Origin of the sequence: Halomonas sp. PA16-9, from assembly GCF_009728585.1 — a bacterium.
In the GTDB taxonomy this organism is placed as follows: domain Bacteria; phylum Pseudomonadota; class Gammaproteobacteria; order Pseudomonadales; family Halomonadaceae; genus Vreelandella; species Vreelandella titanicae.
The window spans coordinates 41946-54813 of record NZ_CP040453.1 but is presented as its reverse complement, the minus strand read 5'-3'; the positions used below and the strand labels follow the sequence as shown (position 1 = coordinate 54813).

13 protein-coding genes and 1 pseudogene are annotated in these 12868 nt (G+C 65.3%); 3 read left to right on the top strand and 11 right to left on the bottom strand.

The annotated features are described in order from the left end of the window. Positions 1-267 precede the first annotated feature (267 nt). On the top strand, positions 268-681 hold the full coding sequence (locus tag FDY98_RS25185) for a hypothetical protein (protein WP_155706373.1): 414 nt from the start codon (positions 268-270) through the stop codon (positions 679-681). 64 nt (positions 682-745) lie between these two features. Here FDY98_RS25185 and FDY98_RS25180 read toward each other — a convergent pair whose 3' ends face one another. The 10 genes from FDY98_RS25180 to recD2 all read right to left on the bottom strand — a co-directional run bounded on the left by FDY98_RS25180 (position 746) and on the right by recD2 (position 7575). Then, on the bottom strand, positions 746-1261 hold the full coding sequence (locus tag FDY98_RS25180) for a hypothetical protein (RefSeq protein ID WP_155706372.1): 516 nt from the start codon (positions 1259-1261) through the stop codon (positions 746-748). A gap of 192 nt (positions 1262-1453) precedes the next feature. After that, complete coding sequence (locus FDY98_RS25175; RefSeq protein WP_155706371.1) at positions 1454-2023, bottom strand: hypothetical protein; 570 nt, start codon at positions 2021-2023, stop codon at positions 1454-1456. A 39-nt stretch (positions 2024-2062) separates the two neighbouring features. Further along, complete coding sequence (locus tag FDY98_RS25170) at positions 2063-2371, bottom strand: hypothetical protein (RefSeq protein ID WP_155706370.1); 309 nt, start codon at positions 2369-2371, stop codon at positions 2063-2065. 9 nt (positions 2372-2380) lie between these two features. Next, positions 2381-2821 (bottom strand): hypothetical protein, encoded by a 441-nt coding sequence (locus FDY98_RS25165; RefSeq protein WP_155706369.1) that lies wholly within the window; start codon positions 2819-2821, stop codon positions 2381-2383. Between the two features lie 47 nt (positions 2822-2868). After that, positions 2869-3273, bottom strand: a complete 405-nt coding sequence (locus FDY98_RS25160; RefSeq protein WP_155706368.1) for a hypothetical protein — start codon at positions 3271-3273, stop codon at positions 2869-2871. Further along, positions 3245-3544 carry a hypothetical protein gene (locus FDY98_RS25155; RefSeq protein WP_155706367.1) on the bottom strand — a complete coding sequence of 100 codons (300 nt, stop codon included), beginning with the start codon at positions 3542-3544 and terminating at the stop codon, positions 3245-3247. Before FDY98_RS25155 ends, FDY98_RS25160 begins: the two co-directional genes overlap by 29 nt. A gap of 11 nt (positions 3545-3555) precedes the next feature. After that, positions 3556-4587, bottom strand: a complete 1032-nt coding sequence (locus tag FDY98_RS25150; protein WP_155706366.1) for a helix-turn-helix domain-containing protein — start codon at positions 4585-4587, stop codon at positions 3556-3558. 77 nt (positions 4588-4664) lie between these two features. Further along, on the bottom strand, positions 4665-4952 hold the full coding sequence (locus FDY98_RS25145) for a hypothetical protein (RefSeq protein WP_155706365.1): 288 nt from the start codon (positions 4950-4952) through the stop codon (positions 4665-4667). Beyond that, on the bottom strand, positions 4940-5410 hold the full coding sequence (locus FDY98_RS25140) for a hypothetical protein (RefSeq protein WP_155706364.1): 471 nt from the start codon (positions 5408-5410) through the stop codon (positions 4940-4942). The genes FDY98_RS25145 and FDY98_RS25140 overlap by 13 nt, the downstream gene beginning before the upstream one ends. Next, positions 5410-7575: an SF1B family DNA helicase RecD2 gene (recD2, locus tag FDY98_RS25135; RefSeq protein WP_155706363.1), complete on the bottom strand. Its 2166-nt coding sequence runs from the start codon at positions 7573-7575 to the stop codon at positions 5410-5412. Before recD2 ends, FDY98_RS25140 begins: the two co-directional genes overlap by 1 nt. A 455-nt stretch (positions 7576-8030) precedes the next feature. Here recD2 and FDY98_RS25130 point away from each other — a divergent pair. Together FDY98_RS25130 and FDY98_RS25120 are read left to right on the top strand one after the other, a co-directional pair. Then, positions 8031-10384: pseudogene (locus FDY98_RS25130) on the top strand (DNA topoisomerase). A gap of 213 nt (positions 10385-10597) precedes the next feature. Further along, positions 10598-11119: a hypothetical protein gene (locus tag FDY98_RS25120; RefSeq protein WP_155706360.1), complete on the top strand. Its 522-nt coding sequence runs from the start codon at positions 10598-10600 to the stop codon at positions 11117-11119. A gap of 1087 nt (positions 11120-12206) precedes the next feature. Here the strand turns inward: FDY98_RS25120 and FDY98_RS25115 are convergent. Continuing rightward, positions 12207-12824 (bottom strand): helix-turn-helix domain-containing protein, encoded by a 618-nt coding sequence (locus tag FDY98_RS25115; protein ID WP_155706359.1) that lies wholly within the window; start codon positions 12822-12824, stop codon positions 12207-12209. Positions 12825-12868 lie beyond the last annotated feature (44 nt).

Here is a 12868-nt window from a genome sequence, read left to right as displayed (position 1 = left end):
CATACTTACCAAAAGCCCCTTTCACCCCCGTCACCTCTCGATAAGCTGCAGGTGACACGACACGGAGAGCCAATAGTGACATTGCCAAGCGACACCATCCCCGTAGACATCCAGGCCCGTCTGTACAGCCTCGGAGCGTGCGATGGATCGGAACTCTGCCCCGGGCATCCCGATCTTCCTCAGGCAGTTCCAGCGCTGGCGCATCAAGCTGTACTGGAGATAGCGGGGCTCTGGGCGCCAGAGCCAAAACCGTCCCCGACACAGGTGATGCTCCAACTGCTCGAGCAGGCAGGCCTCTCGACACCAGACACCCGGGCAGTCGCCTGGCTGCTGCCAGCGATTGAGCAAACCGCGGTAACCGGGGAGGACATCCGGCGGCTGTTCGGCGATGCGATCGCGGATCTGGTCCTCGCCGCGGCCCCCGGCGAGGCGAAAGGGGAGGTAGACAGCATCGAGGAGATGCTGGCGCAGGAGAGGGCAGCTGTGGCCCAGACCAGCTCGCTCGGCCAGACTCTGACCGTATGCGCCATCATCGCCGACCTTGAGACTGACCCTGACGGTGCCGTGGATCTGGTCGACAACTACGCTGCCTGGCTCGAGGGCGCCACCAAGGCCCAGCCATTTCTCCGCAATCGCGCCCGGCGAAGTATCGAAAGCGCCCTGGCAGAGAATGGCCAGTGATCCAGAAACGGCAAGGCCCCCGATGACGGGGGCCTTGTTGGCTCACGGGGTCGAGAGGTAGGCCTTACCAGCCCCAGGGGCTCTGGGCCTCGTTGATCGCCATCAGCAGGCCTTTGAGCCCATCCACACGGTCCTCGAGAGCAATGTGGAACGAGATCCGCTGGTTCAGCTCGATCGTGTCGTCCACCTCGCCATCGGTGTAGAGGTCAATGCGGGTATCGCTCAGGCGGTACTCACCATCGTTGTGGAACCACTCAATGGCATGGATCGCACCGCTCATCAACGACAGCTCATCCGGCTCAAGGCCACTCTCAGCAGCAAACTCGTCGTTGAAATCGTCCACCCCCTTCAGGTCGCACTCATAGCGGACCACCTCACGGCCCCGGTTGTCCTCGTTCACCTCCCAGCTAGTGCTGGCGCAGACGGCACGGCGATCCAGGGCCTGCTCATAGGTCAGGCTCGAGTCCGCCGGGAACGCCTGTTCCTTGAGGTTAGAGACCACGGCACTGTCACCACCACAGCCGGCAAGAGTCAGCATCGCCGCGGCCGGCAGGATGGCAATCAGGTTCCGCTTCTGCATAGTGTTATCCCTTCAGTTCTGGTTGTGAGGGCGCCATCCGACGCCCGAGGTCATCGGGGCCTGTGGCCCCAGGTCAGCCTGAGCAGCGCTCAGGCGAAGTCAGGGCGCCTCGTCAGAAAGGCGCCCTCTGGAGCGGGTAGACCTCCACCGGGCACCAGGCCTCCCGCTCACCGGCATGGGCTCTCGACACCATCAGGCGCCCTCCACCACCAACGGGCGACCGGTGCCTATCAGGCGCTGCATCGCCGCCTGCATGCGCTGGACGCCATAGCCCGCTACAGCACGGCGCACCACCTCCGGCGCCAGCCGCCAAGCTCCCATCACCTCGCTCGGCAACACTCCGAAGATCCAGGCCTCCTTCACCCGGTCCTCATCGAGGCGGAAGCCCACGATCGAGAGGTGCTGCTCGGTGCCGGCCAGCACCAGGCTGCGGTAGTAGGCCTCCGGCGTGGCCAGTGGATCTTCGCTTTTGTGCGCATCCCAGGGCTGGTGATAGAGCACGTCGCGCTGTGGCGGAGTCTCGGACCACGTGCGCATGATCTCCTCAGGGCCAGACCACTCCACAACCAGGGCGGCGCCGGTGCCCTCCATCAGCTGCCTGTCCGGTGCATGCGTGATGGGCTCGCCCCGAACGGATGTGGCGAACAGGTTGAGGCAGGCGTCCGTGTTCATCGGGTCAACGGACAAGGGGGCGTAGCGGCCACTGGCCGCGATCCGGTAGGCCTGCGTCGGCCCAGTGACATGAAACAAGCAGGTTGCCATTCAGGGGGTCTCGCTCTGGTGGGGTGGTCAGTTAAAGGGTCACAGCATGTCGGCCTGCAGCTCGCGCAGTAGGTCGCTCTCGGACTCAGCTGCCGCACGTAGGCTGTCGTCATCGAAGGCGTAGCCGCGTTGCCCAGCCGCCAAGCGCAACGCCTCGCGGTCGTCGGGGTTCGCCAGGGCATCGCACCAGCCACGCAGCTGGTCGACCACACGGGCGTGGAACAGCTCGTAGTGCTGCCCGCTGCCGGGAGTCGCCAGCGCTTCGGCCTGCTCGATCAGCCGCCGCGGGGTGATCAGACAGCCGGGCTGGCCAAGCCTGGGGTTGGTGATAAAGCCGTCACGGGTCATCGGGGCACCTCAGTCGTTGTCCTGCTGAGCCTGGAGAAGCGCAGCGATCTCCCGCTCCACCGAGGCCACGGCTGGCGCCAGCGAAGCATCCACCTCATCCCTTCCCAAGCGGGCGATCTCTTTCCAGCGCTCGAGGGTGTCTCGGGACACGAGGTAGGTCCGCGCACAGTCGCCCTCGGGCACCTGCATCTGCAGCGACTCCAGCAGCTCGAGGTCACGCATGGAGAACACCTGGACGGCCGGCACCAGTAGCCCAGCTTCCTCGGCCTGCCGACCCAGCGAGGCCTTGTTCCAATCACGCACGGCATCCTCGTAGCTCGTGTGGGTGGCGGTCTGGTAACCGCAGCGCTGGCAGGCCAGCCAATGCGAGTGAAACCACTCGGTCTGACGGCTCAGGTAATCAGGGGTCTGGTCGCTGGCGCACATGGGGCAGGGACTGCGCTGGGACATCTGGCCTCCCGGTCTCGCTTGCACAGTGGGGTGGGCACCAATGGCGTTCATGCGGACCTCTGCTGAAGCTGCTCGAGGGTGTTCGCTCGGGCATCGGCCGACTCGCGCACAAGGTCAGGCGAGAACCCGGCCCCACAGTGAACCTCGTGGATCATCACCAGCTGCACGTAGCCGCGGCTGATCAGGTAGTGCCCGAACCCCTGGGCTGAGGCATCCCGGTGGTTGTAGATCCCCTGGGCCTCGAGGAGGGTGATCTCCTCGATCGAGAGCAGCCCCTTGTTGAGGGCTTGCAGAGTCCGATCCCGGTAAGCGGCCTGGCGGCAATACTGCTCGGCCAGGTCGCCCAGGCTGAGGTCATTCAGCACGCGGTAGAGCCCGCTGCATTCGTAGGAGCTGGCGCCGCCGCTGGACAACGCCAGCAGCTCACCCCTGCGGTGACTGATTTTCGGCATCTCGCTGCCTCCGGTGGTGTTCTTGTTTGCCCTGGGCGAGCCCGGCGTGTGCCATGCGGTGGGCGCTGAGCATGCAGGCATAGGCGGACTGCATGGCGTCCTCGATGATGCGGTCAGCCAGGTCCAGGGGCGCGGTGTTGGTGATGCCGGCCTGCTTGAGGTCGCGCTCAATGACAGCCCGGTGGCGGTAGTAGGCGTCCAGCCGGCTCTTCAGCGACTCACTCGTTGCCGGCGGCTGTGACGGATTCACGGTCTGCAGTCTGGTGGCCATCGCCATCCCTCCTACGTTGCGACTCGCCCCGCGGCGGTGTCCCGGAGAGTCCGGGCCAGCCGCTCCAGTGCGGTGGCTGAGATCGTTCGCTCCCCCGCGCTACAGCGCTCCTCATGGCGTTGCAGCAGCGAGAGATCCCGAGGCGAGATGCCATGGCCGCGGCAGAAGGCTGCCTGCGTGATCTCGCGCTCCTCGAGCAGCTGGTTCAGGGCGCCACGCAGCTCGACAATATCGGCATACGTGAAGTGGCCCTTGGCCATCGCCAGCTCGTCGTCATCGTTCATCTCACTCATGCCGGGCGCACCCAGCTCGGCATCGAGGTTGCACGGCGCCTCATCGGTGGCCAGGGGGGACGCCATGGCACCGCCCATCCCCATGTCCTGAGGTGCAACGCACACCTGTCTGCTCGTAGGGGTAGGGGAGGCACTGACACTTCCGAGATCGGCCGGCACCGGCTGGCGCCGCCGGGCCAGTGAGGTGACCGCGAGCACGGCCGCCAGTTGGAAGATCACCAGCGCCAGCGCCTGCATCACCACCAGCGCTTGCTGGCGCCAGGACAGGGCCTGGGCGGACGGCTCGGCCACGAGGCCCGCCAGCTCATGGTCGACCTCCTGAAGGCGGGCCTGGGCCACCTGGATGGGCTCGAGCCAGCCAGCACGGGCCTCGCTGTTGGCCCGGAACGTCGCGATAGTCTCCTCGAGGCGGGCCGCCTCCCGCTGCAGCTGTTCGATGCGCAGCTCACGGCCGGCGTCACGGCTGCCCGCGGACTGCCACTCCTCGACCAGGGGCTCACACACCGCATAGAGAGGCCCGGCCAGCGCCAGCAGGCTCGTCACCAGCGCCAGCATGCGGCGCAGGGCCTGCCGCTGAGACCAGAGCCACACGGCCACGCCCTCCAGGAGCACCGCCCAGGCCCAGCCCATAGGGCCGACGAACTCCATCCAGAACTGAATGGCATGCACCTGGAGCAATGTGATCGCCCCCAGCAGCACGGCCAGCGCCGGCAGTCGGTGGCTCCAGTGGGCTCGAGTTGTCGTGGTCATCACCTGCAGTCCCTCATCATCTCGTCACCGCGACCCCCACCTTCCCCCTGTCCAGGACGAACCGAGGTCGCTCGCGCTTACATCGAATAGGTCACCGGCCGAGGGATCACGATCCCCGAGGCCAGCTCATCGGACAGCACCGGGGCTGGCGCCGGTGTCGGCTCGGGCGCCGGTTCTTCTCGCGGCCCCCACATGTGGATCACCGTGGAGACCACGAGCAAGGCGGCCCACAGCCACATCCAGTGCTTCACGAATTTGCGATCGCGCCAGCTGCGCTTTCCCAGCACCAGCAGGGCCACCATGTAGAGGCCGGTGGTGAGCAAGCCCAGCCACAGCGCCAGCAGTAGAAGGGTCAAGCCGGGCATACGGCCTCCTCGAGGTTGTCCTGGCCGCGACGGAACGCGCCGATGGGGTGTCCTGCTGCCTTGTGCTGGCGCAGATCGGCCGCCAGCGCCAGCCCGCGCTCACTGAGATGCAGGGTCTCCCCGGGCTGCACGCGATCGGGGCCGGCGGTAAACAGGCCCTCGGCCGCCATGTCCTGAACACAGCACCAGTCGTCATGCGCCGGATCGGGCTGCGAGCCATCGGCCAGCCGGGTGGCGTACTCGGGCTGCATGACCAGGCCGGGGCGGGGCGGGTGGTTCGGGCGCCGCGGACGCGGGCAGTGGTCGGCCAGGATGCGGAAGTGCCGGCGGTTGGCTGTCATGCGCGGGTCGGCACCCACCTGGAAGCCGGCCATCTCCACGGCCACGGCCTCCACATAGGCCAGGCACCGCCAATGGTCACGGCCCCAGCGGGCCATCGGGATATAGGTTTCAGCCATCAGGCCTCTCCTGCTTGGTAAGGGTCATGGGTTGTCGTGGCTGCCGGTGGTTGGCGCAGCCACAGCGGCAGCGAGGTTTGCCGGCGCCGGCCGGTGACATGCCGGGCCGCCCGGTTGATCGCCGAGCGGTGGCCGACCAGCACCACCAGCTGCTTGCCCCGGGTGATGCTGGTGTAGAGCCACTGGCGCTCCAGCATGTGCCAGTGCGATCGCGCCAGCGGCAGGATCACCACCGGGAACTCCGAGCCCTGGGCCTTGTGGCCAGTCATGGCATAGGCGAGCTGGAGCTTCCCAAGGGCATCGCTGGTGAACAGCACCTCGCGCCCCTCGAACTGGCCCGCCACGGTCTTCTCCTCAGGGTCCGCGTCGGTGACGTAGCCCAGGTCGCCGTTGAACACCTCGCGCTGATAGTCGTTCTCCGTCTGCACCACCTTGTCCCCTTGCGCCCAGCGCCGGCCGTTGATGGTCACCGAGCCGCGGCCATTGGGGATGTGGAACTCGCGCAACGCCTCATTGAGCGCCCGGGTGCCGACTGGGCCACCGTGCATTGGGGTCAGCACCTGCACGTCATGCAGGGGATCAAAGCCCAGCGCCGGCACCTCCTGGGTGGCCACACGGAAGGCCTCCTGCAGCACCCGCTCAGCGCCGCCATCCTCCGGCACCTCGACCACCAGGAAGTCACTGCCCGGCACCGACTCCGGCGGTTGTCCGCGGTTGACGGCATGCGCCTGGACGATGATCTGGGAGCCTTCCCCCTGACGGCGGATCTGGGTCAACCGGGCGACCGGCACTCGCTCCGAGGCGATCACATCGCGCAGCACGTTCCCCGGGCCAACCGAGGCCAGCTGATCCTGATCCCCGATGATGTACAGCCGACAGCGCTCAGGCAGGGCCACGACGAGCGCACAGAACAGCACCACATCCACCATCGACGCCTCATCGATGATCACCACGTCCGCTTCGATCGGGTTCTCGGCGTTGCGCCCGAAGCCATTGGCGCCAGCTTCCAAGAGACGATGAATGGTGGAGGCCTCCCGCCCGGTGGCCTCAGCCATGCGCCGTGCCGCCCGCCCGGTCGGGGCGCACAGCGCCAGCGAGTAGCCCGCATCGTCCAGGGACTGCGCCAGCACCTGAGTCACTGTTGTCTTGCCGACCCCCGGCCCCCCGGTGAGTACCGCCACCCCGTAGGCGAGGCAGGTCACCAGGGCCTCACGTTGCTCTTCACTCAGCACGCGGCCATCCGACAGCTGCCCGTCCACCTGCGCCAGCCGCGTATCGTCCCAGGGTTCCGCCCGCGCCAGCAGGGCCTCAGCCAGCCGCTGCTCGGCTCGGAGTAGGGCAGGCAACCCCACCAGCCCGCCGTCCACACGCTGCAGTTTGTCGTGCGCCAGCAGCATTCCCACCACCGAGGCCACCCGGTCCACGGGCACCTCGAGGAGCGCGGCCCCCTCTGAGGCCAGCACCTCCTCCGAGGCCAGGGTATGTCCCGAGGCGGATCGTGCATCGACCACATGGCGCAGCCCGGCGCTGATCCGGTCACGGTGGGTCGGCTCGAAGCCGAGTGATAGGGCGAGGGTGTCGGCGATGCGAAAGCCGATACCACGGATGGTGAGGAGGGTCCGGTAGGGGTTGGCGGTGACCTTGGCGATGGTCTCCTCCCCCAGCTTGCGGAAGACGGCCATGGCCCGGGACGCACCCAGGCCATGCCCCTGAAGGAAGATCAGTGCCTCCCGTGCCTCTTGATACTCGTTCCAGCTGGTGGCGATCCGCGCCGCCCTCTTCTTGCCGATGCCGGACACCTGCTGCAGCACCTGAGGGTCACCGAGGGCATCGCGCAGCGCGTCACCGAAGTGCCGGGCAAGCCGGGCGGCGAACTTGGGGCCGATGCCATCCACCTTCCCGCTAGCCAGGTACGCCTGCAGGGCCTTGGCCTCCTGGGGCACCCGGGTCACGAGGCGATCGGCCTTGAACTGACGGCCGAACCGCGGATGGGTCGTCCACTGGCCGGTGGCCTCGACGCACTCGCCTTCATGCAGCGGCTGGCAGACCGCAACCAGGACCACCTCCTGCTCCTGGGCATCGCGCACCGTCAGGATCTGGAACCCCTCGTCGCCGGTATAGCGCACGGCCGCCACCGTCCCGCTCAAGGTCTCGTTGTTCTCCATCACGCCTCCACGCCAAAAAAAACGCCCGGTGGGGAACCGGGCGAAGCATTAAGGGCAAGGAAGAACAGACTCATCCATGACGGCGTGGCCTGTCAGCACGCCCGGGCCACGCCCGACTGCATAGCGCTGATCCGCTACGGGAGAGCCCACTGAGGTGAGAGTGAGAGAGAAGCCATGAGGCTCCCAGTGGACTCTCCGGTAGCCCCGCCGAAACGGGACGACTAGGCGGCTTATGCGCATCCCCGAAGCCGCGCCAGGGGAGAGAGAGGAGCTTGCGGGCGCACTCCGCTGAATCTGGTGGGGCGCTACCTGTCGCCCCGTCATGTGTTACTATACTAGACGACACTTTCTAGCTTTGCAACACCCCGAGTAATGGAAAGCCGCCGTATCGTCATCAGTCGATACCACGGGCGCCACAACCGGCGCTGGCCAACCACCAACACCAGAAGAAACGCATGACGACACAAGCACTCATTCTGTGTGAAAAGCACAGCGATCAAGCGGACAAGATAGCCCCCGCGTTGGGGCTGAAGCGTGACGGGAACCGCTACACGGGCCATTGGAACGGGACGGCCATCACTCTGGTCTGGGCGGCAGGGCACCTGCTGGCGCCTGAAGAGCCCGCCACCCTGACGCCCGAGGCGAATTGGCGCGATCCGCGCAGCCTGCTGCCGCTGCCGACCGTCTTCCCGCACACGCCGACCGACCGAGGCCGCAAGTACCTGGGCAACCTGAAACAGGCCCTCTCCCAGGCCAAGGAAGTGTGGTTGGCGACGGACCCCGACCGCGAAGGGGAGGCCATTGGCTACGAGATCCTGGAGTACGCCAAGTACCGGGGTAGCGTGAAGCGGATGTGGCTCACCGGCTCGATGGAGGCGGGCGACATTCAGGCCGCCGCCAAGCGCCTGCGTGAGGGTCACGAGACCATCACCTTCTGGCGAGCCCAGCAGGCCAGAGCGAACGCTGACGGGCTCTGGCAGTACCTTGTCCGGGCCTACACCGCCGCGGCGCGTGCCGGCTTGATGGGGGACGACCTGGCGAAGGGGAAAGGCAAGGCCGGGGTGGTGTCGGCCGGGCGCGTGCAGTCAGCCACGCTGGGGCTGATTGTCGCCCGTGACCGCACCATTGAAGGATTCGTTCCGGTCGACCACTACCAGGCCAAGATCACCCTGGGCGGGGGCGAGCTGACCTATGCGCCAGCTCCACCGTTCGAGGGTGCCAAGGGCCTCCGGCTCCAGGAGGAAGGCAAGCCGCTGTTCCTGGACCGGGACGCCATGCAGGCCTTCGCACAGCGCCTGGAGAGCGCCAGCACAGCACAGATCCTCGAGGCCGAGACCAAGACCACCGCCAAGCATCCGCCGCTGCCCTACAGTCTCACGGCGCTGCAGCGGGACATGGCCAAACAGCACGGGCTGACCGCCTCGCAGACGCTCAAGGCCGCCGACGCCATGCGTACAGCGGGCTACCTGACCTACCCCCGAACCGAGCATGGCGAACTACCCGCCAGCCTGTTCAATCGCCGCGACCTGCTGGGCATCCTGGGTGGCGCCGCCAAGGCCGATGACAGCCTGATGCCGGCCGCCCGGGTCGCCGGCCGCCGGCACTGCCTGGAGGACTCCAACGCCCCTCGGCCACGCTGCTTCACCGACAAGCCGATGAACCACCACGGCATCATCCCCACCACCAAGACACCGGACCTGTCCGCCCACTCCCAGGCAGAGCAACTGGTCTACCTGGCGTGCGCCCGACAGTTCATACAGGCCCTGCTGCCCCCGGCCTCCATCGAGGCCATGAAGGTTGCCGCGAGCGTCGAGGTCGAGGACGTTCTCCAACGCCAGCCCGCCCTGTTCAGCGGCACCTTCAAGCGCACGATCGACCCGGGCTGGATGAGCGCCTTTGGCGACCCCAAGGCCCCCAAAGACCTGCCCCGCTGGTCACCGGCGCCAGCACGCCCATCGAGGCAGTACGCTTCCACGAGTCCCGCACAGAGCCCCCGAAACACTACACAGTCGACACGCTTCTGAACGCCATGCTCCACGCCGGTCGGCACGCTGAAGGCGAGGATGCCGAGCTGCTGCGCAAGGCCGAGGGCATCGGTACTCCCGCCACCCGGGACACGGTGATCCAGACCCTGTTTGACCGCGAGTACATCGCCACCCAGCGCCAGGGGAAACAGCAGCTGATCGTCTCCACCCCGCGAGGCCGTGCATTCATCGACAACACGCCCAGCATGCTATCCGAGGTCAGAGTGACTGCCCGCTGGGAGCGTGAACTCGATGCGATCCAGAACGCCGCCAACGACACCGAGGCCAGGCAGCGCCGAGACGCTTTCATCAATGCTCAGCGAGCGTTCATCACGCAGCGGATCGAGGAGGTCATCGAGGATGTCGAGGACGCCCCAGAGGCCATCACTGACACGCGCAATGGACCGACCGAGAACATGCTGACCGCCGCCAGGAAAATCGCCGCCTCGCGCAATCTGACCCTGCCTGAAGGCATCGAAACCAGCTTTGACGTATGCCGCACCTTCCTGGATGAAGCGATGCAGCATCCGGCCCCGCCCACCGACAAGATGAAGGCACTGGCGCTGCGCCTCGCCGACGAGCACGGCGTCACCCTGAATGGTGAGCTGACCACCTTTCAGGCGTGCAAGGCATTCATCGACAAACACATGGGGAGCAAGGCCCCGACCCCCAAGATGATCGCCGCTGCCGAAGCCGCAGCAAAGCGCTACCGGGTGAAGCTCCCTGACGACTGCCGGACACTGGTGGCGGCCTGCCGACAGTTCCTCAACGAGCACCCGCAGTAGCACGCCGCCGAGGCCCCGCCGGGCACCCCCTGGACGGGGCAAGAACACAAGTCAGACGATCACCAATGACACACGAAAAGGACGATTTCCCCCTGCCCAAGGACGGGCTCACAAACTCGCTAGACGGGCATCTGACGTGCTAACCGATGACACCGGTTGAGCCGCATTGGAGGGCCACGAGAACGTGACGCGGGTATGAGGATGAAGCAGGCCATGGACCACGAGACAAGCACAGCAGAGTACGTCAGCAAGAGCCGTTCCCGGCGCAAGGTAGACCGCGCTGAACTGGCCGTAGAAGCCGATGCCATGGTGGGGGCGCTGACCGATGACATACAAGCCATCATGAAGGAGTACAACCAGCAGTTGATCGACTTGGGCGAGCGTATCCGGGAAGCACAGCCACGCGCTCACGGGGCGGTGCTACTAGACCTGAATCGGTGTGGGTATGGATGTCTGGGATGTCCGCATCCGGTATGGCAGAAGTGGGTCAACCGACAACAGCATAGCCGTACCTCGGCGTCGACATGGCACGCGGCCCGGGTTCAGCGCCCGGGGGTCGCTGCAAGAGCCAAAACCGTCCCTCAGGAAGCTCGCGATCTGATCGCAGAAGCGTTGGTATTGATCGAGCGCAGAGCCCGTTTCATCGAACACCTGAAGCGCATCAACAAGGCCATCGGCACAGCTCGCCACTACCGCCCAGAGTTGGGCTACCACCACGATGAAAGCGGTCCATAAGGTGCGTTACTGACTGACCATGGGAGTGGTCATAGGGAGGGGTTTCAGGGGGCTCGGGATCATGCATCCGAGCCTTTTTTTGTGCCTGTACGGGGAGCGGGGAAGTGCTACTGGGCATAGGCAGACAGGGCGATGTGAAGGGTAGGTGTGGAAGCTGGGTTAGGGGGGATCAAGACACCCACGGGTGGGGCTCTGGGTGTTGCCCGCGAGTGGTACGAATGGATGCTCTAGTATGCGTAGGGATGAGTACCTGAAGCGTTCGTGCCTCTGGCTAGCGTCTTGTCTTGTCACCATGCGTCTGCGGCCGCTTTCTAGGCACGCGCAGCCCCGTGGAAGTGTGTGCCGTTCGGGGTGTGGGGAAGTCCATGCCACCGCAGCCATGCTGGCGCTTTCGAGGCACGCGCAGCCCCGTGGAAGTGTGTGCCGTTCGGGGTGTGGGGAAGTCCATGCCACCGCAGCCATGCTGGCGCTTTCGAGGCACGCGCAGCGTGATGGAACGAAGTCAATTTGGGCCAGTTGGCGAGATCGGCATAGGCAATGGCTAGGCATGTCGAGGCTCGTCCCTTTTCAGGCCGCGGAGCGGCCCATGTGTTTCTCGATGACAGAGTGATGCAACACCCCTTACCAACCCAACGAAGTCAAATCGGGCCAGTTGGCGGACCTCCATTAGGCCATCGCTAGGCATGTCGTGGCCCGTCCCTTTTCAGGCCGCGGAGCGGCCCATGTGCTTTCGTGAAATGTTCTTCTTGAAGTGAAACGGTGCGGTCACCCAAGTCCACCAGAATGAATGCACCACCCGTCTCTAGCGGCACGCTCGGAAGCATCTATCCGGCACGGAAAACCGCAAGAAAAACGGTCACATAAGGCAGCTATGAATCACCCAATGGGTGAGGGAGGAGAGGATAAGGGGGTATTCGGCGGCGACTACACGGCGCCTAACTCGAACGGTTCCCGTATTTATAATCAAATCAGGGCTGTTGCGTGATGGATCACGTATGGCGGGCTGCCGCCTGTCTCCCCAGCCTGGGGAGTGCCACTCCCGGAAACGGCGTCATGGCACTTACCTGGACAGGGAAGCCCAACCCCATCAATGGCTGGCCGGGTGCTCTGCCCTGAAATCTTCCATGGCCTTGAGCAGGTCCAGGTAGTCGATTCCGCCGGGAATCAACCGTGTCTTGGTGGCACGCTCATACATCCAAACCGCCCACAGCTTCATGTGAGTTGAGGCCCCCACGAGATCCTTGGGCATCATCCCGCCCCATTCGGGGTCATCTGCCATGAAGGTCAAGGCACGCTCGATAGCACGATCTAGGTCATTACGTGGGGAGTAGAAGTCCTCAAGCTGGACCTGCTCCGCGAGGATCAACACAGCCAGCACAGGATAGTTCAACCACTCTGCTAGTTTTTCAACGACCTCACGGCCGAGAGAGCTAGCGAGGCGCCGCCCTGTCTTGAGATGGCTCAGGGTACTGGCCGCTATCCCGAGATGCTCCGCAAGTTCCGACAGCGAGACGCCCTTGCTGACGGCATGCTCAAAAACCACCTGGACGAGCTTGTAGCCCGGAGTGTCGGGTGTGATCTGGAGATAGTCCGATCGAGGCCCCTTGACCGTCCCGCGCTGGCCGCCTTTAGGCCCAGACCCCTTCTTGCGCTGCCCTGCATCCAGAACCTTCTTCAGGTCGTTCTCGTTATCGCTGCCTTCCATGCTCTCTCCCCATGCGCCTTATGTTCGGCGCTTCTCAAATGTAA

Excerpts from the sequence above, each read along its gene's own strand:
- FDY98_RS25185 (WP_155706373.1), top strand. The coding sequence starts at position 268 with ATGCTCCAACTGCTCGAGCAGGCAGGCCTCTCGACACCAGACACCCGG.
- FDY98_RS25180 (WP_155706372.1), bottom strand. The coding sequence starts at position 1,261 with ATGCAGAAGCGGAACCTGATTGCCATCCTGCCGGCCGCGGCGATGCTG.
- FDY98_RS25175 (WP_155706371.1), bottom strand. The coding sequence starts at position 2,023 with ATGGCAACCTGCTTGTTTCATGTCACTGGGCCGACGCAGGCCTACCGG.
- FDY98_RS25170 (WP_155706370.1), bottom strand. The coding sequence starts at position 2,371 with ATGACCCGTGACGGCTTTATCACCAACCCCAGGCTTGGCCAGCCCGGC.
- FDY98_RS25165 (WP_155706369.1), bottom strand. The coding sequence starts at position 2,821 with ATGTCCCAGCGCAGTCCCTGCCCCATGTGCGCCAGCGACCAGACCCCT.
- FDY98_RS25160 (WP_155706368.1), bottom strand. The coding sequence starts at position 3,273 with ATGCCGAAAATCAGTCACCGCAGGGGTGAGCTGCTGGCGTTGTCCAGC.
- FDY98_RS25155 (WP_155706367.1), bottom strand. The coding sequence starts at position 3,544 with ATGGCCACCAGACTGCAGACCGTGAATCCGTCACAGCCGCCGGCAACG.
- FDY98_RS25150 (WP_155706366.1), bottom strand. The coding sequence starts at position 4,587 with ATGACCACGACAACTCGAGCCCACTGGAGCCACCGACTGCCGGCGCTG.
- FDY98_RS25145 (WP_155706365.1), bottom strand. The coding sequence starts at position 4,952 with ATGCCCGGCTTGACCCTTCTACTGCTGGCGCTGTGGCTGGGCTTGCTC.
- FDY98_RS25140 (WP_155706364.1), bottom strand. The coding sequence starts at position 5,410 with ATGGCTGAAACCTATATCCCGATGGCCCGCTGGGGCCGTGACCATTGG.
- recD2 (WP_155706363.1), bottom strand. The coding sequence starts at position 7,575 with ATGGAGAACAACGAGACCTTGAGCGGGACGGTGGCGGCCGTGCGCTAT.
- FDY98_RS25120 (WP_155706360.1), top strand. The coding sequence starts at position 10,598 with ATGGACCACGAGACAAGCACAGCAGAGTACGTCAGCAAGAGCCGTTCC.
- FDY98_RS25115 (WP_155706359.1), bottom strand. The coding sequence starts at position 12,824 with ATGGAAGGCAGCGATAACGAGAACGACCTGAAGAAGGTTCTGGATGCA.